General features: G+C 50.5%; 18 protein-coding genes. 9 read left to right on the plus strand and 9 right to left on the minus strand.

Annotation, left to right across the window (positions count from 1 at the left end):
* The first annotated feature begins 158 nt into the window (after positions 1 to 158).
* Both ACZ50P_RS10570 and ACZ50P_RS10575 read left to right on the plus strand, forming a co-directional pair.
* The gene (locus tag ACZ50P_RS10570; RefSeq protein ID WP_464117174.1) at positions 159 to 1,451 is read left to right on the plus strand and encodes an enoyl ACP reductase FabMG family protein; all 1,293 of its coding nucleotides are present in this window, start codon (positions 159 to 161) and stop codon (positions 1,449 to 1,451) included.
* A 2-nt stretch (positions 1,452 to 1,453) separates the two neighbouring features.
* Positions 1,454 to 2,296: an MBL fold metallo-hydrolase gene (locus ACZ50P_RS10575; RefSeq protein ID WP_464131024.1), complete on the plus strand. Its 843-nt coding sequence runs from the start codon at positions 1,454 to 1,456 to the stop codon at positions 2,294 to 2,296.
* Between the two features lie 4 nt (positions 2,297 to 2,300).
* On the opposite strand, the gene ACZ50P_RS10580 is transcribed toward ACZ50P_RS10575, so the two are convergent.
* A complete protein-coding gene (locus ACZ50P_RS10580; protein WP_464131026.1) occupies positions 2,301 to 3,017 on the minus strand; it encodes a hypothetical protein in 717 nt (238 codons plus the stop codon).
* Positions 3,018 to 3,086: 69 nt separating this feature from the next.
* Here ACZ50P_RS10580 and ACZ50P_RS10585 point away from each other — a divergent pair, with 69 nt between their 5' ends.
* Genes ACZ50P_RS10585 through ACZ50P_RS10600 form a run of 4 tightly spaced genes read left to right on the plus strand, consistent with a single transcriptional unit; the run spans position 3,087 to position 7,407 of the window.
* The gene (locus ACZ50P_RS10585) at positions 3,087 to 4,229 is read left to right on the plus strand and encodes a phospholipase D-like domain-containing protein (protein ID WP_464131027.1); all 1,143 of its coding nucleotides are present in this window, start codon (positions 3,087 to 3,089) and stop codon (positions 4,227 to 4,229) included.
* A 50-nt stretch (positions 4,230 to 4,279) separates the two neighbouring features.
* Positions 4,280 to 4,885: an ATP/GTP-binding protein gene (locus ACZ50P_RS10590; protein ID WP_464117178.1), complete on the plus strand. Its 606-nt coding sequence runs from the start codon at positions 4,280 to 4,282 to the stop codon at positions 4,883 to 4,885.
* A complete protein-coding gene (locus ACZ50P_RS10595; protein ID WP_464131029.1) occupies positions 4,885 to 6,663 on the plus strand; it encodes a hypothetical protein in 1,779 nt (592 codons plus the stop codon). The genes ACZ50P_RS10590 and ACZ50P_RS10595 overlap by 1 nt, the downstream gene beginning before the upstream one ends.
* Positions 6,664 to 6,675: 12 nt before the next feature.
* The gene (locus ACZ50P_RS10600; RefSeq protein ID WP_464131030.1) at positions 6,676 to 7,407 is read left to right on the plus strand and encodes an SGNH/GDSL hydrolase family protein; all 732 of its coding nucleotides are present in this window, start codon (positions 6,676 to 6,678) and stop codon (positions 7,405 to 7,407) included.
* A 3-nt stretch (positions 7,408 to 7,410) separates the two neighbouring features.
* On the opposite strand, the gene ACZ50P_RS10605 is transcribed toward ACZ50P_RS10600, so the two are convergent.
* The 5 genes from ACZ50P_RS10605 to ACZ50P_RS10625 all read right to left on the minus strand — a co-directional run bounded on the left by ACZ50P_RS10605 (position 7,411) and on the right by ACZ50P_RS10625 (position 15,552).
* A complete protein-coding gene (locus ACZ50P_RS10605) occupies positions 7,411 to 8,133 on the minus strand; it encodes a hypothetical protein (RefSeq protein WP_464131031.1) in 723 nt (240 codons plus the stop codon).
* Complete coding sequence (locus ACZ50P_RS10610) at positions 8,130 to 10,865, minus strand: PKD domain-containing protein (RefSeq protein ID WP_464131033.1); 2,736 nt, start codon at positions 10,863 to 10,865, stop codon at positions 8,130 to 8,132. Before ACZ50P_RS10610 ends, ACZ50P_RS10605 begins: the two co-directional genes overlap by 4 nt.
* A 390-nt stretch (positions 10,866 to 11,255) precedes the next feature.
* Positions 11,256 to 13,202: a response regulator gene (locus tag ACZ50P_RS10615; RefSeq protein WP_464131034.1), complete on the minus strand. Its 1,947-nt coding sequence runs from the start codon at positions 13,200 to 13,202 to the stop codon at positions 11,256 to 11,258.
* A gap of 86 nt (positions 13,203 to 13,288) precedes the next feature.
* A complete protein-coding gene (locus ACZ50P_RS10620; RefSeq protein WP_464117184.1) occupies positions 13,289 to 13,759 on the minus strand; it encodes a hypothetical protein in 471 nt (156 codons plus the stop codon).
* Positions 13,760 to 13,791: 32 nt separating this feature from the next.
* Positions 13,792 to 15,552 carry a SpoIIE family protein phosphatase gene (locus ACZ50P_RS10625; RefSeq protein WP_464131035.1) on the minus strand — a complete coding sequence of 587 codons (1,761 nt, stop codon included), beginning with the start codon at positions 15,550 to 15,552 and terminating at the stop codon, positions 13,792 to 13,794.
* Between the two features lie 187 nt (positions 15,553 to 15,739).
* On the opposite strand from ACZ50P_RS10625, the gene ACZ50P_RS10630 reads away from it, so the two are divergent.
* The 3 genes from ACZ50P_RS10630 (at position 15,740) to ACZ50P_RS10640 (ending at position 20,606) form a co-directional block, all read left to right on the plus strand.
* Positions 15,740 to 17,911: a FecR domain-containing protein gene (locus tag ACZ50P_RS10630; RefSeq protein WP_464131037.1), complete on the plus strand. Its 2,172-nt coding sequence runs from the start codon at positions 15,740 to 15,742 to the stop codon at positions 17,909 to 17,911.
* A complete protein-coding gene (locus tag ACZ50P_RS10635) occupies positions 17,908 to 19,857 on the plus strand; it encodes an ATP-binding protein (protein WP_464131038.1) in 1,950 nt (649 codons plus the stop codon). The genes ACZ50P_RS10630 and ACZ50P_RS10635 overlap by 4 nt, the downstream gene beginning before the upstream one ends.
* Positions 19,858 to 20,024: 167 nt before the next feature.
* The gene (locus ACZ50P_RS10640) at positions 20,025 to 20,606 is read left to right on the plus strand and encodes a superoxide dismutase (RefSeq protein ID WP_464131040.1); all 582 of its coding nucleotides are present in this window, start codon (positions 20,025 to 20,027) and stop codon (positions 20,604 to 20,606) included.
* Here the strand turns inward: ACZ50P_RS10640 and ACZ50P_RS10645 are convergent.
* The 3 genes from ACZ50P_RS10645 to ACZ50P_RS10655 form a co-directional block, all read right to left on the minus strand.
* Positions 20,603 to 21,172: a helix-turn-helix domain-containing protein gene (locus tag ACZ50P_RS10645; RefSeq protein ID WP_464131042.1), complete on the minus strand. Its 570-nt coding sequence runs from the start codon at positions 21,170 to 21,172 to the stop codon at positions 20,603 to 20,605. The two genes, ACZ50P_RS10640 and ACZ50P_RS10645, sit on opposite strands and share 4 nt — an antisense overlap.
* An 83-nt stretch (positions 21,173 to 21,255) precedes the next feature.
* Complete coding sequence (locus ACZ50P_RS10650) at positions 21,256 to 21,660, minus strand: response regulator (protein ID WP_464117190.1); 405 nt, start codon at positions 21,658 to 21,660, stop codon at positions 21,256 to 21,258.
* A gap of 61 nt (positions 21,661 to 21,721) precedes the next feature.
* Positions 21,722 to 22,600 carry a ChaN family lipoprotein gene (locus tag ACZ50P_RS10655; RefSeq protein ID WP_464131044.1) on the minus strand — a complete coding sequence of 293 codons (879 nt, stop codon included), beginning with the start codon at positions 22,598 to 22,600 and terminating at the stop codon, positions 21,722 to 21,724.
* Between the last annotated feature and the right edge of the window lie 42 nt (positions 22,601 to 22,642).

A 22,642-nucleotide genomic window follows, 5' to 3' on the forward strand; every position in this document is an offset into this window, starting at 1 on the left:
TCGTGGCATCCGTTTTTACAAGGCGTCAGCAAGAGCCCCCTCCCCAGGGCGACGACGAAGCAACGCAGCTAAAAACGGATACCACCAGGTACAAATTCAAAAAACTTGACCCATCCCGGGGGTCGGACAAGTATGTCGGCTTATATTGTGAGGTATTTATGACGCAACTATTCCCTCTTCATGAAAAACCGGCTTTGAGCCCCTACAAAAAAGGCGACGTCCTTGTTTTGTTCGGTGAGCTTTTCACGCGCGGATATGCCAACGGTTTGGTTGAAGAAGCTGAGCGCCGTGGAATGACAATCGTTCGTGCCACTGTGGGTCGCCGTGAAAAAGACGGAAGCCTGCGCCCTTTGACTGCTGAAGAATCTGCAAACATCCCCGCCCCATTCATCAACGTCCCTCTGGAAGCAGGCTTCGACCTGGAACCTGACTCTAAAGGCGTTACTCCATGCGCTCAACTTGAGGGCGTGAAAATGAGCGAATGGGATCAGGTGCAGTTGGACTGGGCTTCGATCGAAGAATCCCACAAAAATGGCGTGGCCAGATTCAGAAAAAACACAGAACAGTTCCTGAAGGAACTTGAGAAGCACATCCCAACAGGTGCCAATGTTCTTTTTGCGCACTTGATGGCGGGTGGCGTTCCTCGGACTAAAGTGATCATGCCGGTTCTAAACCGTGTTTCCAAAGGAACCGGAGACCGCCATATTTCTTCAAAAACTTTGATGGATTCCCAGATCGGTCAACTTTGCCTGAAGAGCTTTAACGAAGTGACTGCGGATACCTTCCGACACCTGATAGAATTGTCAGCCCCTTTGCGCCAGAAACTAGAAAGTCAGGGGTCGCATGTTTCCTACACGGCCTATGGCTATCATGGCACCGAGGTTCTGATCCGTGGTCAGTACAAATGGCAAACCTACACCTGCTACTTCCAAGGCTGGGCAAAAATGGCCTTGGAAAAGCATGCAGAAAATTTCGCAAAACAAGGTGTTCATTGCTGCGTTTACAACTGCCCAGAGATCCTGACAAACTCCAGCTCTGTCTTCCAGGGTGTTGAAGTATCACTTTACCCTTTGCTTGCAGCTATTCAAAAAGACGCCGCAGATAAAACTCATGCTGACCAGGTTCTTAAAGCCTGTAAAGAGCTTTTGAAAGACGACGTCACCTTCGAACAGATCATCAAGTTCACCGATGACTACCTGACCAACAATCTGACTTTGGAATTCACAAAGTTTGAGCAGTGGCCACAACACTCCCGCCAGGACCAGATGGAATACATGCTGTCCTGCTCGGACTATCTTTTCGATCTGCATAAGGATCCAAAGAACCTGATCACGGCGGTGTTAAGCGAAGTTGTCTTCAAATCCTGCGGTTATATCATGCTGCATGATTCCTGGAAGCCGAAGAATCCTGTTGCCTGGATCGGCCACGATATCGTGGCTCGCTGCATGTAGTTATGTCAGTACAAGCCGGAGAGAGTTGGAGTCATAGCAAATACAAATTCCATGGGCTGTCGCTGTCGGGCATCCGCACAGCGATTTCCATGCCCGAACTCTCTTTGAGCTTTGATGTCGCTCAGGGCTACCCTTTTCTTTTAAACTTAAAGCAGTTCTTTATCTCTCACGGCCATCTGGACCATGCGGCTGGAGTTCCCTATATCATTTCACAGAAGGCGATGACCTCACAGCCCGCTGGCAAGTTCTACATGCCAGGGTCTTTGGTGGAGCCACTGGATCAGATCATGAAGATCTGGGAAAAGATTGAGGGCCATCAGTACAACTACGAATTCATCGGCGTGCGTGCCGACGATGAAATTCCTTTGAATGCGCAATGCTATATCAAGGTTTTTCCGACTACCCATCGCATCGAGTCCTACGGTTATACGCTTTTTGAAATCCATAAGAAGTTAAAACAGGACTATCTGGGTTACACTCAGGAGGAAATCGTCGACCTGCGCCGCCAAGGGATTGAAGTCAACGAGATCACCCACATTCCGGTGGTCACCTTTACCGGCGACACACAGATAGAATTCCTGGATTCACGCCCCTGGGTTCGCCACTCAAAGATTCTTCTGATGGAAGCCACTTATCTGGACGAGAAAAAAACCATCGAACACGCCCGCACCTGGGGCCACACTCACATTGACGAAGTGGTTCCCCGCCTGAATGACATCGAAAGTGAAAAGATTGTTTTAATTCATGCTTCCAGCAGATATTCCGACAGAGAGGCTTTGCACCTTCTGAAACAAAAAATCCCGGCTGAACACCGGGATCGCGTGGTCCTGTTCCCAGGACGCTAAACTTCTAGAACAGATCACCCAGATCCAGCCACAACTTGCGGGTTTTCATTTTCTTCATACGGAAATGCTCCACCCACTCGGAAGAAGAACGCTTCTGCCAGTTGGTTGCCAGGTTTGCTGTGAAGATCAGCGGACTGTACCCCTGTCCTACCAAATCTCTGGGAGCGCGCAAGGCTGTTAACATCTCAGGCCCATAAAAACCAATCACCGGGAACAAACGATCTCTTTCGCCCAGCTCTCCGATAATCAACGCCCCGTGAACTTGCCCCAGGATCGTGCGACTCAAAGGGCTGGACGCCTCGGAAGCACGAGGCCCCCCGGCCGCGCCAACAATCACCAGGCCGGAATCTACTTTTTTATTTAGCAAATCCACCAGCTCTTTATTGGCATCATTAACCTTCATGTTGAAGTCAAAAAACACAAAACTTGCGCCTTCTGGCAAGGACTCCAGGCGTTCTTGCAGGGATTCCATGTCCACCTCACCCGTTTTGGTGTAAGGCGTGTAATTCAGAATTTCACATCTTTTGCAGGACTTCACAAAATCAGCAAAGACAGGTTTTACTTTTAACTCAAAGTCTTCAGCTTTGTTTTGCCCAAAATAAATCACGGTCGTCTTCGCAGAAGGAAGTGCTGCCTGAGCCCATGTTGCCCCGCAGAACCCTAAACTCAAAAGACCACCAACCAGAACTCTCTTCAGATTCTTTATGTTGCTTAATGCCATAAAGTGAGTGTGCCCTCCCCCGCGCTTTGCTGTCGACTTTTTTAATAAATTATTGAACAATTGCGACATATGGAGTCATGGAGCCAAGCTCAAATATTCTACACCGGTGACGACTATTTCCACAGTCTGATCCAAGATATAAGGCAGGCTCGTCGCAGCGTCACCATTGAATCTTACATCTTTGCAGAAGACAAACTGACCAAAACCATTCTTGCAGAACTGAAAAATGCGCGCGAGCGCGGCTGCACCGTCAAAATCGTCGTCGATGGCTTTGGCTCTTACACCTCCATTCCCTTTCTGGATCGCTATTGCACAGAGAACGGCATGGATCTGCGGGTCTTCCACCCTCTGCCCTATCCAATCTTATGGGCTCATCAGTTTGTATTGAAGTATTCGATGCGGGGGTCCTTGCTGTTTCGACGCGTGAATCGCCGCACCCATCGCAAAATCACTATTATCGACGAAACCCGCGCCTATCTTGGCAGTCTGAATTTCACCGAAGTTCACTGTGCAAGCTACGTTGGTAACAAAGCCTGGCGAGACACCGGTGTGTGGGTCGAGGGCGAACCGGTCAAGCGCCTGGTGCTGGCCTTTCAAATATCTTATCTGCGCACATTTATGAAAGGTCTTTTGGGCTGGGTCGGCCGCTGGAAACTGCACGAGGATCCTGCCCGGGAAGTCTTGCGCCTCAACACCACCCAGCGCCTGCGCCGCAAGCTGTATCGCGACCTGCTTCGTCGACTGAGCCAGGCGCAATCACGTATCTATTTGACCACCGCCTATTTTTTACCACGACGGTCCCTGCTGCGGGCCCTGATGAAAGCCGCGCACCGTGGAGTCGACGTGCAGTTGCTGATTCCCGGAAAGTCTGACGTCCCGCTGGTGAAGTGGGCTGCGTTTTATATTGTCCGTTTTTTATTGCAGCGTCAGGTTCCGATCTTCGAATACCAGAAGTCCATTCTGCACGCCAAAACAATGATCATCGATAATGAGGCGTTCATAGGCTCCTTTAACCTCAATCACCGCAGCATCCTGCATGATCTTGAGGTCGAAGTCATTTTGAACGACACGCAGAGCGTACAAAGCATGCTGCAACAGTGGAAACAGGATGTCAGTGACTCCAAGGCTGTCTCAGAAAAAGACTTTGCCACCCCCTCCTGGCTCACACGACTTCTTTACAAAATTGCCTTCAGACTGCGTTACATGCTCTGAGACTGTTTTTTACTTTGACCTCGTGCGGGATTATTAGGGACCATAGAGGAATGGATTCATCAGTTAAAGTCGCGATCACCGGGGGCCCCTCTGGGGGGAAAACAACACTTATCGAAGCCTTGAAAAAAGAGCTTGGTCAGCGCTGTGCGGTCGTCCCCGAAGCCGCCAGTATTTTATACCGTGGGGGTTTTCCCCGCTTTAAAGACCCGCAAACGATCGTCCATGCTCAACGAGCCATTTATGCCACCCAGTTTGAGCTTGAGGCGATGATTTCATATGTCAGCCAAAAGAACCTGGTCGTGTGTGACCGGGGCTCTTTAGACAGTGCGGCCTACTGGCCAAGCACCGCGCCGGTGGATTTCTTTACAGCTCTAAACACCACCAAGGAAAAAGAGCTGGCGCGCTACGATTGGGTGATCCATCTTGATACGGCTTCGGCGGAATACTACGACGCCTCCAACCCGATTCGCACAGAAACCTTCCAGGAAGCCTGGGACCTGAACAGTCGTATCAAAGATGCCTGGAGCGGGCATCCCCGCCGCGTGATCATCACTCACAACGAGGACTTCCTGTCGAAAATGACAACTTCTCTGGCGGTGATTCGCGCGATCATGGCACATAAAAGTGCGGAAGAAATCAAGAAGGAGCTTTTGTAATGAGATTGCTTTTAGTCTCTCTGCTTTGTCTGCTCTCTGCCATTCCCACATGGGCTCAAAACCGATCCAGCAAACTGAAACCTCTGTACTTTCAGGCGGACAAAAATAATCTTCAGGTCCTGCCGCAACGCTTTGAGTACACCCTGATGGATGAAGATCGTCTGAAGGTCGGTGACATCCTGATCGACACCACCGAGGTCACCTTCCAGATCGAGCCCTCCCCTGCTAAAAAAGGTGCTTACCGTATTCGCTTCACCTGGCCTGCGGGTTTGATCAAAGAAGGCGAACTTGCGATTAAAAACAATTCCGGCAAAGCGATTTTCAATGCGGTTCTGAACCGGGACAACGTAAAAATATCCCAGGCCGAGACCACCAGTGAAGAAGAAGGCCTGCGCTCGGAAAAAGCAGACTTCGTGGCTGAAGAGGTCGAAACCAGCCTGGTGGACGACATGAAGTATCTGCCGTTCATGGTTTTCTGCATTTATCGTGAAAGTGACGAAACGCGTTTGTACCTGTGCTCCAACGAACTGTACCTGAGCTCTCAGCAGGGGCAAATGACGGTCAAAGCCCGCTCCAGCACAAAAAAACCGGCACAGATTGAAATCAACGGCAAGGTCGTTGGCAATCAGGGGATCATTTATCTGAATGACCGCAGTGAAAACGTCGCCTTCCGGGCCGCGACTCGCAGCGGGGCCTTTCTGGAAATTGAAACTCGCAAAAAGGATGTGGATTTTAAAGATGCCGTGGTTTCTGATGATGGCGAACGCCTGATTCTGACGGCCTCCGGAGCCGAGCCAGTCGACGAAAAGAAAGTTAAAAAGATCTCGGACACCGAATGGCAGATCGCTCTGCCTAAGTCACGTCCGGTGCTGTTTCTGAAGGGGGACGGCGACATTCCAATGCGGCAGGAGTTTTATATTCGTGGCCAGCTGCCACGGGAAAAGAACCGCCCTTACCTGTCTGCCCGATCGGCCGTGAGAACATATTCTTCCTCGTTGAGCTTTAATGGCGTGGCTCCTGCCGGAGTTTCCGTCAAAGTTCCGGAAAACGACAAAGCCGCGCAACTGGAAATGTCCAAAAAAAATCAGTTCGTCTGGACTGTGCGGGATATCCCTGCTGGCGTGGAAAACCGCCGTTATCTGAATGTGTCTGCTGATGGACACAATTTTGTTGTGGGCAATGACGTCTTCCGCGGTCAGCCTTTCGGACTGGGTTTGGGCGGACGCTATCAAACCCCTTCGGGTGTGGCCTACGGCACACTGGAATTCCAGTGGTGGATAGAAAACTTTATGTGGATCAATGCCGACTGGTCGCGCTTCCACTGGGGTATGGCCCTGGAACGTCAGCAGCAGTTGATTGAAAAAGATGACTTTGCCAAAGCAGACCTGACCACCGTGGAACTTTTATGGAGAGCTCATGAAGGCTTCCATCTGGTTGATGCCTCCTGGGGATTGTCTTTACCTTTACAGATGATCCAGGCAGAAAGCGCCAGCGCCACCTCTTTTGGCGTCGGGGCATTCATGGTCAACAAGCCACACCGCTGGTTCAGATCCCTGATGGACTGGTCTGAGCTGAAGCTGCAATATTATGCCGGCTCTTCTGGCAGTGATTTTAAAATCAAGTCGGCTTATTCTTTAAAAGCTCAGGCCTATGTCCATCTTTCCAATCATTGGTTCTGGCGCTATGGGTTGGACCTGAACGAATACAAGTTTGATCCCTCCGCCGCCAAAGAAGAAATGCAAATTGGCGTGGGGACCAGTTTATTCTGGAAGTTTTAACAAAGGCCTGTCATGAAAAGTTTTTTACTGCTCAGTCTTCTGGCTCTGACCTCGTCCCCGGCTTTTGCAGAATCCTTTGAACGTGTTCTGCTTTTGGGGGATTCCCACGCCTATGGCAAGTATGGCGAAATCCTGGATGCGCATTTTCGGACCAGCGCGAAGCAGGTGACTTCTTTTTCCAGTTGCGGATCTTCGCCTTCGACCTGGACCACAACTTCTGCCAATTTCAAATCAACTAACTGTGGCTTCTGGAAAAAAAGTGCGGCCGACCGCGAAATTCGCGTGAAAAGCCACAAGCTTCCCTCCTTCAGCACCGAACTTCAAAACCTGCGCCCACAACTGACCGTGATCACTTTGGGCACAAACATTCTGGGCAGCCCGGGGAATATCGCCTCTGAAAAAAAACATATTGAAAGCATGATGAAGGCCATCCGGGCCCAGGGATCGGAATGTGTTTGGGTGGGGCCGCCAGATCTGGCCAAAGCTCCATTTAGCAAAAATCTGCAAAGCGGAGTGGAGGTGATCAAGACGCTGGCGGAAAAAAATCAGTGCCACTTTATTGATTCAACCAAGCTGACCCAGTATCCCGCAGGCAAGTCCGATGGTATTCATTATGGGCCGAATGATTCAGCCAAATGGGGCCGTTCGGTTATTGAGAAAATAAACGACTTAAAATTGAAAGCAGCTGCGCGAGCCTCATCCCCGACTCCGGCCACGGGCAACACTCCGACAGGCGTTCGTTAAAGACTACTGCTGCTGGGAGGCCTGCAACATAGCAGATTCAGCCAGATTGCTTTGCTGCTGATTTTTGACGTTCATCCAGATCTTTTCGCTGACCGGACCAGGCAGCAGTCCGTTGATACTTCTTTCTGCCGCTGGGTCCACGGCCGACCACTGATACAGGGCTTCGGCCTTCACTCCGGCTAAAACTTTGCGATCCATTTCACTGACCGCCGTGTCTTCCACGGTGGGGTCGGCTACCACGTTTTTGAGAATCTCGATAGCAACCGGACGCATGTCCGTGTTGAGGGCCTCAAAAACAAAATCCAAGGCGGAATTTTGCATGGCCTGAGACGACTCATCAACCGGGGCCGTCTTCATCAGAGTTTCCAGACTGCGCAGGAAGTTTTCATCCTTCAACAGACGGCGTTTAACCAGTTTGTCTGGTTCCAACAGCAGAGCTTTACGGCTCAGATCTGCATACTTCTGCAGATCCCGGCTGTACTTATAGTCTTGCCAAACAGCCAGGACTTCAGATTTTACCGAGCTTGCCGCAGGATTTTCCACTTTTCCTGCGGCCACAGCCTGTTCTTTTTCCTTTTCCATCGGACTGACTGCCGGTGCTTCCTCCCGAACCGGCGTCGCCTGGGACTCCGTCTCGGGGGTTTTTCGTGATTGCGAGTACAGAGTCAAACCAACACCCAAACACGTTAAGGATACGGACAGAATAATCAACGTTCTCGTTCTCATTTGCCAAACACTCCACGCGTCATGTTGTTGCGGAAGATGGTTCTGTTCATTTCTTTAGCTCCGGCATTTTGGAAGAACGCCGAACCGTTCAGATAACCGTTGATCAAAACCACGTTCTTGTGAGGCGCATTGGACTGTACGAAGACATTATACACCTTACCGAAGTAGTTGATTTCGTCGATGGACACGATCGGATCCAGAGTGCCGCCACTTTGAACCAGAGCCTCGCCCACTTTGAACTCTTCAGCCACCTTCATGGATCCATCCTTATCCAGGATTGGGTGGTTTTTCGTCACACGCAATTCACGACCCGACTTCATTTTGAAGATCAGAATTTCGTGATCACCATCCACCAGTTCAGACACCCACTGATCCACCTTGGTCTTCACAACCGAGTTCTTGTTCAGGGCATCCGCGGACTGCATTGTTCCCACGTAGGCCGTCTGCTGAGTGAAGGCATCGATGAAGGACATATATTTCAATTTCTTGCTGACCACGTCTTCCGCCAGGATCTGCTGCTCTGGTGTTGCACAAGAAGAGACGCAGACCGTTGCCACATAGGCGGTTGATGGCATCGTACAAGGAGCATTGGCTTTCTTCGGAGCAATCCATGGTCGTTCAGGATTGTAAGCGCGATCCATAAAGGTCGCATACAGTTCCTGACCCGCAGAACCCAAACCTACTTTTTTACCGCCCACACTTACTTTGACGTCAGCAAAGTTTGTCAGGAACTCTTTGATCACTGGCAATTCATCCTGACACTTCACCATCCAGTCATAGCGACCCTTGGCTTCCGTGTTGCTCAAGCTGTCCTGAGAACAGCGGCGCGCCACATAGTCACGGCAGTACTTCTCTTCAACCCAAGCGCCTGGAACGGCCACTTCGCTTTCCAGTTGCACCGAGTGATCGATACATGCAAAGGTCTTCGTCGTCACCACTTCACGGGTCTTCACAATCACACCGATCTGATTGGCAGGACATACGGAGGAGCTGTTAGCTTCTTCCAAAGTCGTTGTGGACGTTTGACTGCGAACCGCCTCAGGATTGGCATCACACAAACGCTCTTCCACTGGCATCACCTGGTCTGCACAGCGGACGTTGTCCACTTTGGTGCCTTTGTCGTCGACACAGATGAAGATGCGGTTTTGCTTACCACCACAGTCTGCCGTACAGACCGTGAACTCTTCCGTTGGGACATACTTATAAACCGGACACTTGCCTGCTTCTTTCATGGTGCCTTGACGAGTGTTGGAACTCACGATGCTGCCATCCGTACAAGTCTGATCAGAAATTTCAGTGTAAAGATCAAAGAAGCCTTCTTCACCGAAAGAACATTGCAATGGAACTTTCACTTCACCTGTCACCACACCGACTTTCACAGTGCCGTGTGATCCGAAACTGCCACAACCCTCATGACAGATGATTTGAGTGTGTGACACTGATCCTGACAACACACCGTTACTGCAGGTGCGGGCCTCACTGACATCAGAACAAGAGTTCACCGGAGTCGATGTGGAATACATCACTTTACTGCCACCGTCCGGCAATAGACTGCCGTCTGGAAGTTGGCAGGACTGACCAAGACATTCCCCTTCATTAGTCACTTCTTTGTTGCGTGAAACCTCAACCCAGGTCAGTTTTTCAACCACCAGTTTGCATTCCTCTTTAATACGCTCCCGGTAAGAGACTGTTTTCTTGCCGTTCAGACCACAAGCCACTTCCTCAGAGGAAATTTCGCCTTGGGATTCACGAATGGCGCCCTGTTCGGTACAAGCCATCGGATCCACAGGCACTTCGGGCTCCGGATCAATAACAAGATCCTTGATCACACGGATATCATGATCCAGGGTCACCCACGGTTCCTGACTGCTGCCCAGATAAAGAGTCGCGGTCACATGGTAACTTCCCTCTGCGGCATAAGCATGGGTCACAGATTGATTTGCTGCCGTGCCACCGTCACCGAAGTTCCAGCGGATGGCCCCCACTTTATCAACCAGACACTGGGGAATAAAGACATGCATCGCTGTTGCAATATTCACCTTGGCTTCACTGGCGCCAGAAATCGCCAATTGCTCAACACAGGCCGCGCCGTCCATATACATAAGAACATTCACCCGGTGAGTCAGATTGCTGACTTTGCCATCAGCATGGGTCACTGTGATTTTCATTTGGTAGGTGCCCTCTTTATTGAAGGCGTGTTCCACGGCCGATGAAGTGGCCACAGCCGAGCCATCACCAAAATCCCAGGCCACAGACTGCACCTGAATGCTTGAAGGAACAATCAGTTCAAAACGAAGCGGATTGTAAACGAAGCCTGCCTGAGGTCCTGCCACTTCAAGCTCCTGATTGACGACGGTTGTGGTGATAGAAGCCACCTGTGCATCAGAAGAAGAGGTCTTTTCCTGAGCTGTCACAACATAAGATCCGGCAAGTTTAAACACGGAAGTCGCACCTGTGGCACTGGTGCGTAGACGATTGGAACCAGCCGCCTTCCAAGTCACGTTTTGGCTGTTAATACAGTGCCCCGCCTGATTCAAGGAGTAGCTGACAGCACTTCCTGCATCAGCAGCAGACTCACCCACAATGGTTAGTTCATCCGAAGTGGATTTGGAAACTGTTCCCACACATGCGGAAGCGGCTTCCATCGTTTCTGAACCTTCACCTAGCGAATTTTTCTGACATCCTGCTAGAACTAATAAACCCAGGGGCAGTAAGATTCTTCCGTAGTTCATCGGCGACTCCTTGCTTGCTACCAACAATGTTGGCAAGCACAAGAAGAAATCTCCATACTTTTAGCACAAGCGGGTCAATATGATTTAGTGGACTCGTCAACAGTTCGACACTAAAAAAAACAATTTCCAAATGTTCAATTTATCGTAAAAACTTTATTCAATCCCCTCTGAACAAAGCCCAACTGGCACACAAGTTGTGGCAAAGCCACCCACAAGCCCAAGACGCGAAGTTGCAGGGCGAAAGCCCGCAACCAGCCAAAGCCCCATTTACGGAAAAAAGCGATCAAAACAGTTCAGCCGCAAGGCGGAGGATGGCCCTCGCAGCGCAGGCGTGCTCCGAGCACGTCGAAGCGAGAAGGCCGTCTGACAACGCTGTCGGATGGACTGTTTTTATCGCTTTTTAAAGAAACCGGAGATGGCTTGTTTTAGGTCCATATTAAAGACATCCTGCTTCTTATTCTGCGAACTCAGTATAGAGAGTTCACGTCTGGCAGGAATGAAAGACGGATCCAGGGCCACACTCTTTTCGAATGATTTGCGGGCAGCGACCATGTCGCCTTTGATTTTATTAAACAGACCGATCACAAAGGGGAAGAGCGTGTCGTAGCGCTCGTCCGGCGGAACCTGCAAAAGCTCAAGTTCCACTTCTTTTAGAACAAATTGTTTTTTGGCCACATCCACGGAACCCAGCTTAGCCCAGGCGCTGTACAAATGAAGCTGATGCATTTGCGGATTCAAAGTTGCCACCTCAGCCAGGATCTCCAAAGCTTTGGCGAACTGCGTGTATTGCAGGGCTTTTTTCACTTCTTCCATCAAGGACGTGGCTTTCAACTTGGCCTCAGCTTCCGAACGCTGACTTGCCTGGCGGAACTGATCAATCTTGTTGCTGTCCTTGGAGGCACTGATGGCCTCTTCTGCCAATGCGCGCACTTTGTGCCAGTAGGAATAGACTTCCGAAGCCCTGTCAGAGGGCTCCTCGCCCAGCAGGGTCATAAAGTCTGCAAGGATGGATTCCGCAGAACCTCCCCCGGTACCTGTTTCCATGTAGGCCACAATCTCGTAAGAGTTTTTATGCTCCAATTCGGCATGGATTTTACGAATAACTTTAAGCTGTTCCGCCGGATTGGTGAATGCCGCACGCTGAGCGAAGACCACAAGACCTTTAGTCAAAAGGAAGTGAATGGCCTTATAAACTGCCACTTCACTGTAGCCTTTGATTTCCAGAAGCTGAGTCAGTGTGACCTGATTGTTTAATTTCACAGTCAGCCCATCCAAAGACTTCACCAAGGACATGGTCAACGCCGGGTGATCATCACGGAAGGTCGGACTTTTAACGATGACATTGCCTGCCCACATCACATACAGGGACTTCAACCAGCTGACAGAAATCTTCGAGGCAATCCAGTCATGCAGATAGTAAGAAAGCGTGTCGGCATCAATGCTCGGGTTGCTCATCTCCACTTCAGCAGAAGCAAAGTTCACCCGGATCTTCTGATCCACAATCGTGCGCACCAGACGGATGTTCATTTGCTCCATCAGGATCAGGTCGAACGCGTGAGGGCTTAATTGATTGTTCTGAATCAGGTAGTTTCCGATCTTGCGGTTGTTCTTGTCGCGCAGGGCTTCCTGCACGTCTTTCGGAGTTGCGTATCCGCTTTGAATCAGCATCTCCCCAAGGAAGGTGGTGCGATCATCCACGTCCACACCGACAATATTCCCGTTACAGAACGAAATACCGGAAACCGAGCCATCGGAATTATAGATATTCAAATAACCACTGCTTTTGGTCTCTACCAATAGCGAATACAGGAATGGCAGGTCAAACCCGCTGACTTCCTCAATGGACTCGATGACTTTACGTTTCTGACGACTGGTCACCGTCGGATTGGCAAACATCTGATAGAGCTTTTTGCGTGCAGTGGATTCCTCACGGCGAGGCGCCTCTTCCTTCTTCACGATTTTCAGCACCTGCTCCATATCGAAGGGCTTTTTCATGAAGGCCACGGCCTGAGTGCTCTGTGTGGCTTCCTGAATGAAGGCTTTATCCGTGTAGATACCGCTCATCAGGACCACTTTGAATTTGGCTGCAGGATAATTGGCACGAGCCTGCTTGATAAAATCAAGGCCCGTCATCTGAGGCAACAAGCAGTCGCAGAACAGGAATTCCAGACCGCCATTGGCCGCCAATATCCCGTTGGCTTCATCCGGCCGACTGGCGGTGAAGACAGAATGACCCGCACGACTCAGAATCTCCTTCAAAGAGTTTCTGACCGTCTCATCATCTTCTAAAATGAGGATCTTTGACTTTCCTTGCTCCACGTTTCCTTGTCGGCTCACTCTTATGTTCAATTTAGAACAAAAAACAAAAAGCGGGACTGATGTTCAGTGCCCGCCCTCAGAACTAGACCTTCGTCTGCTGTTTCTTACTTTTTAAGGAACTTAAAGTATTTAGATTCGATGACGTCCATTTCCATTTCGTTGCCTTCCTCATCCTTCACGGAGGCTGGAGGCGTCACCCCGCCCTCGGTGAACTCTGTCCCATAACGGAACAGGACGTTCTTTTCAGAGCCGGAATCATCATTATAGTAAGGTACAAAGAAGGAATTCACCTTGCCAGTAGCCGGCAAGAAACCATCGACCATATTGATCTGATCCACGATCACTTTCGGACAGTTGCTGAAGCTGATCTGCGCAGGACCTGCCGTCCCCATCCATTTGATCCATTCGCGGATACCGCAGGAGTTGATGCTTTTCAGTCCGCTCAGCTCCACTTCAATCTGTGGATTGCCGCCAAGGTTGAACTGAGAAAAATCAACATCCTCATCGATGGTTCCTGCCATTTGGACAGTCAGCTTATCGGCGGCTTTGTTCATTTTTACATCGAGTTTACCCATAGTGTTCAAATCTCCTCGTTCAGATAGCAATTTTAACTAAGACCTTCATTTTTAACTACAAAAAACGTGACGTCATCGATTAAGGGCGCGCCTTGACGATGGGCTTGGAAACTTTGCGCAAATCTTTGGACCGAGTCGTTCACCCCAGGGAAATCCTTGTTTGCCGCAATCAGAGCTTTGATAAATTCACGCTCTCCCCAAGCCGCCTTGGCTGGGTCCTGTATATCAGGAATTCCATCAGTATAGAAGAACACAAGATCCCCTGTTTCAACTTGAATGGTTGTCTGCTCATAAACAGAGTCCCGAGCCTGACCCAATCTGGGATTATTCACTTCATTCAAAGGAATCAGATCTTTTTTCTTCAAGGGCCCCTCACCTTTTTTCATCAGGAACGGAGCCTCATGCGAAGCATTGCAGTACGATAGCTCACCGGTTTCCAGATCAAACGACGCCAGGAAGAAGGTCATCATGATGCGGCCCTTGGAAACATCATAAATGGAACGATTCAAAAGCTCCAGCGCCTTGGCCGGAGTGATATTGAGTCTTTCAATGATCGTCGAAGCTGATTTCGCCGCACTGGTGATCAATGCAGCTGGCGCCCCGTGCCCTGTCGCATCCCCGATCCACAGGAAGATCTTGTTGCCGATCTGACAGTAATGCCACCAGTCCCCACCACACTCACTGGCAGGCTCATAGTAACCCGCAATGGCCAGAGGGCCGATCTTGGCCTGAGTTTCAGGGAACAGCGTCTCCTGAACGGTTTTGGCCGTTTGCAGTTCGGATTCCATACGCGCTTTTTCCGCGGTCTGATCCAGCAGGCGCGAAACTTCCGCCGCCATGATGTTAAAATTATCTGCAAGACTTCCAACCTCATCACTGGACTTCACATCGACGCGGATGTTGAAGTCCCCTTCCGCCACTTTTTGGGTCGCATCAAATAACTGTGTCAGGGCCTGAGTCAGACCACTGGAGGCAAACAGACTCAAGATCACCGTCACAGAAATCAGGATGCCAAAGAAGATCAAAGACTTTCTGATCAGAATCTGAACCGCCCCCAAAGCTTTTTCTTTTTCCACGGTCGTCACAACGATCAGATCACCAAATCCCGCACGCGAAAACGACACCAGCAATTCCTTGCCATCCACCCCGCGATCGGTTTCTGCCCCTTGAGCGATTTGCTGATTGGTGTTGGTCAAAAACTGCGGATTCACGGTGCTTTGCAGTTTCTGTCCCGGAGTCCCATCCGGTCCGAAGAGTATAGTCCCATCCGTGGAGATTAAATATAGTTTCTGAGACATCGCTGCACGGAACATCTCAGCCGCCTCACTCATTTTTACAATCACCAGAAAGACTGTATTACGGGTGTTACTTTCATCGCTGACTTTTTCCATGATGAAAACACGATCATCACTGAACGGCACCTTCACCACCCGGCGCGTGGCCTCCACCTCGGCAAAGTAAGAACTCATCTGATTCTGCAACTGAGCCAGGACACCGGCCGTTTGCCCCGGAACCTTCTCTAAAATCGCGGACTGCTCGTAAGCTCCTGTTGCCGAAGGCTTAAATACGACGATGGACTCCAGATTAAACTCGTTCTGAAAAATGGATTCGCCGACTGAAGAAAACTTCTGCTGACTTAGATAATCCTGAAAGATCGGCTTGGTCGTCCCCAGAACGCTGTTGAGCTGTGTCTTGATTTGAGCCGCCATGGTTCCTGACATTCTGCTGGAAGAATCAAAGACGTATGCGATTTTGTCTTCTTCAAAGATTCGCAGCGCCAGGATTAAATACACAGTCAGTGTAATCAAAGGCAGTGAAGTGAGGAGCAAAAGAATTTTGTATCTTATTGATAATCCACGTTTTTTCACAAGTTCATTATGCCCATTCACAAGGAACCCGAAAACAAATTCTCATATAACTTAGCCTAAGGTCTGTAAATCTCTTGTCTTTTCCAACCGATAAGCTTTGAGCAGGAGTCTTATGTCGCGTTTTGGACGAACTGAAAAGATGATCTTCACCGGAGCACTGCTTGTGCTCATGGTCTTCTCGTACTTCTTGTACGATGACTCTTTGCTATTCCCAAAAGCCAACAACAGCGCGCTGGAACTGATTGGTTCCGTGGCTGTCTCCCAGAACGATGTGCGCCGTAAAAATCTGGACACCTTCAGCTGGCTTCCGGCATCGCGACAAGACAGCGTCTATCAGAATGACTCCATCTTCACCGGTGATCGTTCGGAAGCGACCATTCAACTTCAGGATGGCACGCAAATCCGCATCGAGCCCAATTCATTGATCACCCTGAATCTGAAAAACGGTCAAATGAATCTGGATCTGCGCTACGGTAACCTGACCGGGGAACTGGCTCAAGGGGCCTCTTTGACGATCACGTCCGGCAAGGAAGAATTTAAACTCGAAAGTGCGCCCACAAACACGCAGGAAAAACCAAAGATTCGCTTCAACAAAGCCCACAGCGGCACGGTGGATTTGAAACTTATTTCTGGTGACGTGAAATACATCGACCAGAAAAAACAGACTGTTAAAGAGCTTCCGAAAAATGCCGTCGTCGCAGTCAAAAAAGATGGCGAAATCAAAACTGTGGAAAAGCCGCAGTTGCTTCTGAAAACCGCCGACAATATCAATTGGCTGCGCATCAACCCTGATGATCCCCTGCCATTTGAATGGTCTGGCAAAGGCGATATCGCCCGCTATGAACTTGAAATTTCTCCAAGCGAGGACTTCAGCACGGTGGCCCTTTCCAAAACCACCAGTGAGCAGCGCGCGGCCGTTACGGACCCTCTGCAGCCTGGCCCCTATTTCTGGCGTGTTAAAACTTTTGATCGCAATGGCGAAGTGGGTGTCACTTCTGCCGCCCAAAGAATGAACATCTCTCACCTGACAGGTCCGGAAATCACGACACCCCTGCAAGCCGCCCAGATCAATCTGGAACTGAAAGTAAAACCGAAGGAAGAGCTGGCCACCACCACTGAAGTTCAATGGAAGGCGCCTTCTCAACTTAAAAGCTTCACCTGGCAGATCGCTCAGGACGCCGAGTTCCAAACCATCCTAAAAGAAGGACAAACCGACTCGTTGGCGGCTCTGACTCCACGCCTTTCCAGCGGCACTTACTGGGTGCGCGTGCAAGGCCAAACCGAAAACAAAAACATATCGCCGTGGTCTGAACCCGTCTCCTTCACTTTGAATCTGGCCGCCCATAAAGAAGAGCGTCCGAATCGCCCCGTGTTGGTCACCAAGAAAGTGGAATTCAAGGCTCCATCCGCAAAAGACCGCAACCCGGCTTCCCCAGAGGCTCCGAAGCTTGCATGGAAACCGGTCCTTCAGGTGAAAGCGTATCAATTGCAAATCGCCAAAGATGTCAGCTTTGCAGAGCCGGAAAAATACGAAGTGACACAAAATCAGGTGGCGTGGTCCCAATTCAAACCCGGCAAACACTTCTATCGTGTCTTTGCCAAGGGACTCAATGGCCTGGTCAGTGAACCCAGCGAAGTGGGCACCATCGACGTCAGTGTCGGCGGTTTGACATTGAATCCGTTAAAAACAATCAGCGCCGTGGGCCAGGCTCCGGGGCCGAAAGAAACACCCATTAGCTGGAGCGAAGTTCCCTTTGCCAAGTCCTATCTGGTTCAGGTGGACAAGTCGAAGGACTTCTCTCACCCACAACAAATGGAATACTCCACAAGTTCCGGCTCTTTGGTTCTGAACGATCCGGGCAACTATGCCGTGCGTGTGCAGGCATTGGATGAGTCCAATAAACCTTTGACGGAGTTTTCAAATGTGCAGGAAGTTCTTTACACCTTCCGCACCCCATTGACAGCTCCGGCCCTGATGGAGCCTTTCAACAACGCTTCAATCTTCCTGCAAACAGAGATGGAACCATTCATCTGGCTGGAATGGAAAAAGGTCGAAGGTGCAACATCCTATCGCATCGAAATTTCTGACAAGCCGGACTTCTCGCGCACGCTGATCTCCAAGTCCCTGGCGGGCAACAGATATTTGATTAAGGAAAAAGTTCCTCTTGGGAAAATCTACTGGCGCGTCCGCGCTGAAGCCAAAGGTGATGTTGAGCTTTCGGAGTGGGCGGAAAAACGTGAATTCACCCTTTATCACCAGAAAAATGAGACGTTCGTAAAATGAAGATTCAATACTCTCTTTTCGACACCCTTTTGGAACCTGTCTTTGTTCTTAATGCAGAACAAAAGGTTGTCTATTGCAATGAAACCGCCGCCATCGTGGCAGGCTTGTCCATTCGCAAGATCACCAGAGGAATGAAATTCAACGAACTGTTCCAGTTTGGTGAACCCATTGAGGCGCTGGACAATTTGATCGCTGTTTGTGATGCCACTCCTTATAAAGAAGTCACCTTCAAAGCCCTGCATGCGGACGAAGGCAAAGTGCAAATCACCCTGCAGCCCATCTTTGATTCCATGGGTGATAAAAACTGGATTGTCTTTGTGCGCGACGTGACGTTGGAAGAACGTCTGCAAAAGAAATACAGAGCCGAGCTGGAACAAAAAGAAGACGTCATCAAAGCCCTGGAAGATGCCAAGGCCCAACTTGAAGATTACAGTAAAAACCTGGAGCAGATGGTCGCGGATCGCACCCGCGAACTGTCACGTTTGAATCAGACCATGTCCGCCCTGCTGGACAGCCTTGGACAAGGTTTCTTTATCTTCAATGCCGAAGGAAAGATTCTGGATGTGTCCTCCAAAGCCTGTGAGGCCACGGTGGAATGCAAGCCAGACGGTCAATTGATCTGGGACGTTTTGAAACTTCCGGAAAATAAAGTCGAAGGCTTCAAAAAATGGATGCAGACCCTGTTTATGGAAATGCTGCCTTTTGAAGACCTTTCCTGTCTGGGACCTGTGACCTACCCGCACAGCAAAGAGCGCAATATCTCTTTGGAATACCATCCTTTGCGCAACAATGAGGGCGCAATGGAAGGTGTGGTTGTGGTGGCTTCTGATATCACATCACTGGTCGAGGCCCAAAAGCAGGCCGAACGCGAAAAGGAACACGCAAAGCTTATCATTCACATGATCAAGTCCAAGCGTGAAATCCACCGCTTTATTCAGGAAGCGCAGGGTCTGTTGCTGCAAGTGCGCGAGGAAGTCAGCAAAGACGACGGCCCCTACAACACGGAAGAGCTTTTCCGCAACCTGCACACCCTAAAAGGTGGCGCCTCCTTGTTCTCAATCAAAGATGTCGCTGAAGCCTGCCATCAGGCCGAAGGACTCTTGGCTGAGCTGAACGAGTGCTGGACCCACCCGGGCTTTATCGCTCTGCGCGGCAAGTGCTTTGAGGTCGACGAATATTTTGAAAAGTTCCTGAATCAAACAAAAGAGATCCTGGGAAGTTCCGGCATGCCGGACGAGCGCCAGATCGAAGTGGCCATCAGCAAGCTCAATCACATTGCCCGCAAGGTGGGAAGCCTTCCTGGCGGCGGCGTGGTTGCCCAGGAACTTCTCTTGGAGCTGGCGATGGAACCCGTGGCGCGTTTCATCGAACCTTACGGCGATGTGATGACTCACGTGGCAGGCCAGATTGACAAGATGGTAGCGCCTTTGAAAATCACCAATGGAAATATCATGGTGATCCCGGAAATCTACAGCAGCCTGTTTGCCACTTTCGTGCATGCCTTCCGCAATGCCGTTGATCACGGGATCGAATTGCCGGATCTGCGTGTGGATCAGGGAAAACCTGCCGAAGGGCATGTGGAAGTGACATTCAACCTGGCCCACAACACCCAGGGAACTTATCTGCTGGTGCAAATCAAAGATGATGGCGGTGGCATCAATCCAGAGCGCATTCGTGAAAAGCTCATCCAGCGCGGTGTGGATGTCGCCAAAGAAACCGATCAGGAAGTGATCCAGCATATCTTTGACAGCCAGTTTTCAACACGCGACCAGGTCACCGACATTTCGGGCCGTGGCGTGGGTATGGATGCCATTAAAAACGCGGCCGAGGATCTGCAAGGCCGTGTCTGGGTGGAATCCGTCCTTGGCCAGGGCAGCACCCTGTTCGTGGAAGTGCCGTACATCACCGAATTCCATAAAGAAAAATCCATTAAACCCGCAGCCTAAAAGGGGTGGTCCATCCACCCTGCCGCAGCGAGCCTGAGTGACTATTAATGGTCATTTATGCCAATATATCGTCCTTTTGCCAATAGAAGAACCAGTGTCTTCCCTGCGCCAGACTCTGCCCCTATCCTGATGGTGGAATTTCAACCTGAACAACCAAGGAGACCCTTATGTCCTTTCAACTTCCTCCCCTTCCTTACGCCCAAGATGCTTTAGTTCCCCACATGTCGGCAGAGACCTTGGAATACCACCATGGAAAACATCACAAAACCTACGTGGACAATCTGAACAAACTTGTTCCTGGAACTGAGTTTGAAGGAAAATCCCTGGAAGAAATCATCATGACGAGCTCGGGCGGAATCTTTAACAATGCCGCGCAAATCTGGAACCACACGTTCTTTTGGAACTGCCTGTCACCGCAAGGCGGCGGCGAACCCACAGGTGAATTGGCTGCGGCCCTGATCCGCGATTTTGGCTCTGTCGAAAAATTCAAAGAACTTTTCGCTGAGGCCTCGATCAAACAGTTCGGCTCTGGGTGGGGCTGGCTGGTGAAAAATTCTTCCGGCAAACTTGAAATTCTCAGCACCAGCAATGCGGAAACTCCGATGACCAAAGGTCACACCGCTCTGCTAACTTGTGATGTGTGGGAACACGCTTACTATATTGATTATCGCAACAGCCGTCCAAACTTCCTGGCTGCATTCTGGAAGATCGTGAACTGGTCTTTTGTGGAAAAGAACTTCCGCGCCTAAAGCTTCGGTGTCAACGTCACCACGCTCAGGCCGATCGCACGGCCTGAGCCGGTATTGACATAGTTGTGGGCGGAATCGCCGGGGAAGGCCAGAACATCACCGGCCTTCAAAGTAAAACTTTCGCCACTGACCACCACGGTCAACTCGCCCTGCACACAATGCAGATACTCTTTCGTCCCAGCAGAGTGAGGCACCCCACCAAGACGTGCGCCCACTTCAAACTCCATACGATCTATCGCCATCCCGGGAATAGGGTCTGGCAAAAGCTTATAGACCAGGACATTGCCCTTGGCCTTTTTAGTCGCGGGAATTTCATTTTTTGGAATCAATTGGGTCTGTGAGCGCGGCGTGGCCAGCAGTTCTTCAAAAGACACCTGCAGTGCCGCGCAGACGCTGGCCAAATTCACCAGCGAAGGATTGCCCATGCCACTTTCCATATTCGCCAACGTCGAACGCGGAATCCCGGCCAGCTTGGCGAGAGCGGCCTGAGTCAGGCCCCTCTTTTTGCGAAGCTCCGTGGTTTGCGCCGCCAGATTTTTTGCCAAAACGTCATAGGAAACAGTCATGCATCCATGGTACGGACTTAGCCATGGCAACGCAACAGCGTTAAACACCTGGCTGAAGCTGAAAATAAATGCGAACCCTGACTTTATTTATTGTGTTTGGTGTAGGCACCTTTGAGTTTGTCTTCAAAGATTTTCGCCGAGAACGGTTTGACGATATACTGGGAAACTCCTGCCAAAACGGCTTCGGTCACCTGATCGCGTTCGGATTCGGATGTCAGAAGAACAAAAGGCAAATTGGCAAATTCCGCCGTGGCGCGAACTTGTTTTAAAAGTTCCAACCCTTTCATCTTGGGCATGTTCCAGTCCGAAATCACCAGTTGGATCGGACTTCCGGCAGAGTTGTTTTGCAGAAGAACTTTCAGTCCCTGCTCGCCGTCTTCCGCCTCCTGAATATTCTTATAGCCCATGGCTTTCAGCGTGTTCTTCACCAGATCACGGATAGAAGGCATGTCGTCGATAACCAGGATGCGCGTTTCGAAGGGGAACATAGATGGAGTCTCCTCTACATCCCCCTATTCTAGAAAACCTGGTGTGAATCTCAAAGATTCTTTACAAGCCTGGACTTTCTGCTGGGGCCAACCACAGGAAATCCGCACGTGGTCCGTCGGTTTCAGATGGCGCCACTTCTTTGGCAATTTCAGATTCGCTCAAGCCCAGAGTATTGACCTGCGAGAAGGTCAGGACCGGGAACTCACCCCCGCGCACGCGCAGACGGTCCGGCAATCCGCCGCCAAACTGCACATGGAAGTCTCCGACCACAATCACGAGCACCTGATCTGGATGAGATCTTAGGAAGTCCGTCGCTTGCCATGCCATGGTGTCGTCCCAAATGGACTGCGCTGCAAAGTAGCGCTCCCCCGCTTCAGGGCTTGGCAGGTGCGGCATCATGGAAAGAAAGCGACGCTTGTAGGATTCACGCCCCAAAGAAAACTGCGGCGGCAGCAACGCCTTATCTTCCGGAGTCAGGGCCGCCAGTCCCTGTTTGGACACTTTGCCCGTCAGCGACCGGGCGGCATTGAGGGCCACCGTGGCCGCCCCTTCGCTCAGATCCGGGAACAGGGCCTGATCACGATAGAAATCATAGGACAGACCGCCCCATTTGATCTGCTGAAGAAACTCGGGCTCGGACAAAGCCCCCTGGCGGTAAGCCTGCACCAGCGGCTGATCTGTATATGTAAAAAATTCCATCCCGACGGAAACCACCAAGCCCTGGTCCCGAAGCGCCTGCATTATGGCAACCTGCTGAGCCTGATGTTCTTTGAATCCGTGATTTTCCCCGATGACCACGATAGAACCTGGTCTGACATTTTGAACGGCCTGGGTTAAAGACACCGGCTGAAGGCTGTTTCCGGTCAAAATGCCACTTGTTTGAGCATGAGCGCAGGCCAACATGAGCAAAGAACTAAAAAAAAGTCCAAAACCCTTCACGATTCTCCTCCTAGACACGAAATTGCCTGTTGAAGTTTCCTT

Source organism: Bdellovibrio sp. CKG001, assembly GCF_055397465.1.

Coding starts and splice junctions, on each gene's coding strand:
- ACZ50P_RS10570 (WP_464117174.1), top strand. CDS start 159: ATGACGCAACTATTCCCTCTTCATGAAAAACCGGCTTTGAGCCCCTAC.
- ACZ50P_RS10575 (WP_464131024.1), top strand. CDS start 1,454: ATGTCAGTACAAGCCGGAGAGAGTTGGAGTCATAGCAAATACAAATTC.
- ACZ50P_RS10580 (WP_464131026.1), bottom strand. CDS start 3,017: ATGGCATTAAGCAACATAAAGAATCTGAAGAGAGTTCTGGTTGGTGGT.
- ACZ50P_RS10585 (WP_464131027.1), top strand. CDS start 3,087: ATGGAGTCATGGAGCCAAGCTCAAATATTCTACACCGGTGACGACTAT.
- ACZ50P_RS10590 (WP_464117178.1), top strand. CDS start 4,280: ATGGATTCATCAGTTAAAGTCGCGATCACCGGGGGCCCCTCTGGGGGG.
- ACZ50P_RS10595 (WP_464131029.1), top strand. CDS start 4,885: ATGAGATTGCTTTTAGTCTCTCTGCTTTGTCTGCTCTCTGCCATTCCC.
- ACZ50P_RS10600 (WP_464131030.1), top strand. CDS start 6,676: ATGAAAAGTTTTTTACTGCTCAGTCTTCTGGCTCTGACCTCGTCCCCG.
- ACZ50P_RS10605 (WP_464131031.1), bottom strand. CDS start 8,133: ATGAGAACGAGAACGTTGATTATTCTGTCCGTATCCTTAACGTGTTTG.
- ACZ50P_RS10610 (WP_464131033.1), bottom strand. CDS start 10,865: ATGAACTACGGAAGAATCTTACTGCCCCTGGGTTTATTAGTTCTAGCA.
- ACZ50P_RS10620 (WP_464117184.1), bottom strand. CDS start 13,759: ATGGGTAAACTCGATGTAAAAATGAACAAAGCCGCCGATAAGCTGACT.
- ACZ50P_RS10630 (WP_464131037.1), top strand. CDS start 15,740: ATGTCGCGTTTTGGACGAACTGAAAAGATGATCTTCACCGGAGCACTG.
- ACZ50P_RS10635 (WP_464131038.1), top strand. CDS start 17,908: ATGAAGATTCAATACTCTCTTTTCGACACCCTTTTGGAACCTGTCTTT.
- ACZ50P_RS10640 (WP_464131040.1), top strand. CDS start 20,025: ATGTCCTTTCAACTTCCTCCCCTTCCTTACGCCCAAGATGCTTTAGTT.
- ACZ50P_RS10645 (WP_464131042.1), bottom strand. CDS start 21,172: ATGACTGTTTCCTATGACGTTTTGGCAAAAAATCTGGCGGCGCAAACC.
- ACZ50P_RS10650 (WP_464117190.1), bottom strand. CDS start 21,660: ATGTTCCCCTTCGAAACGCGCATCCTGGTTATCGACGACATGCCTTCT.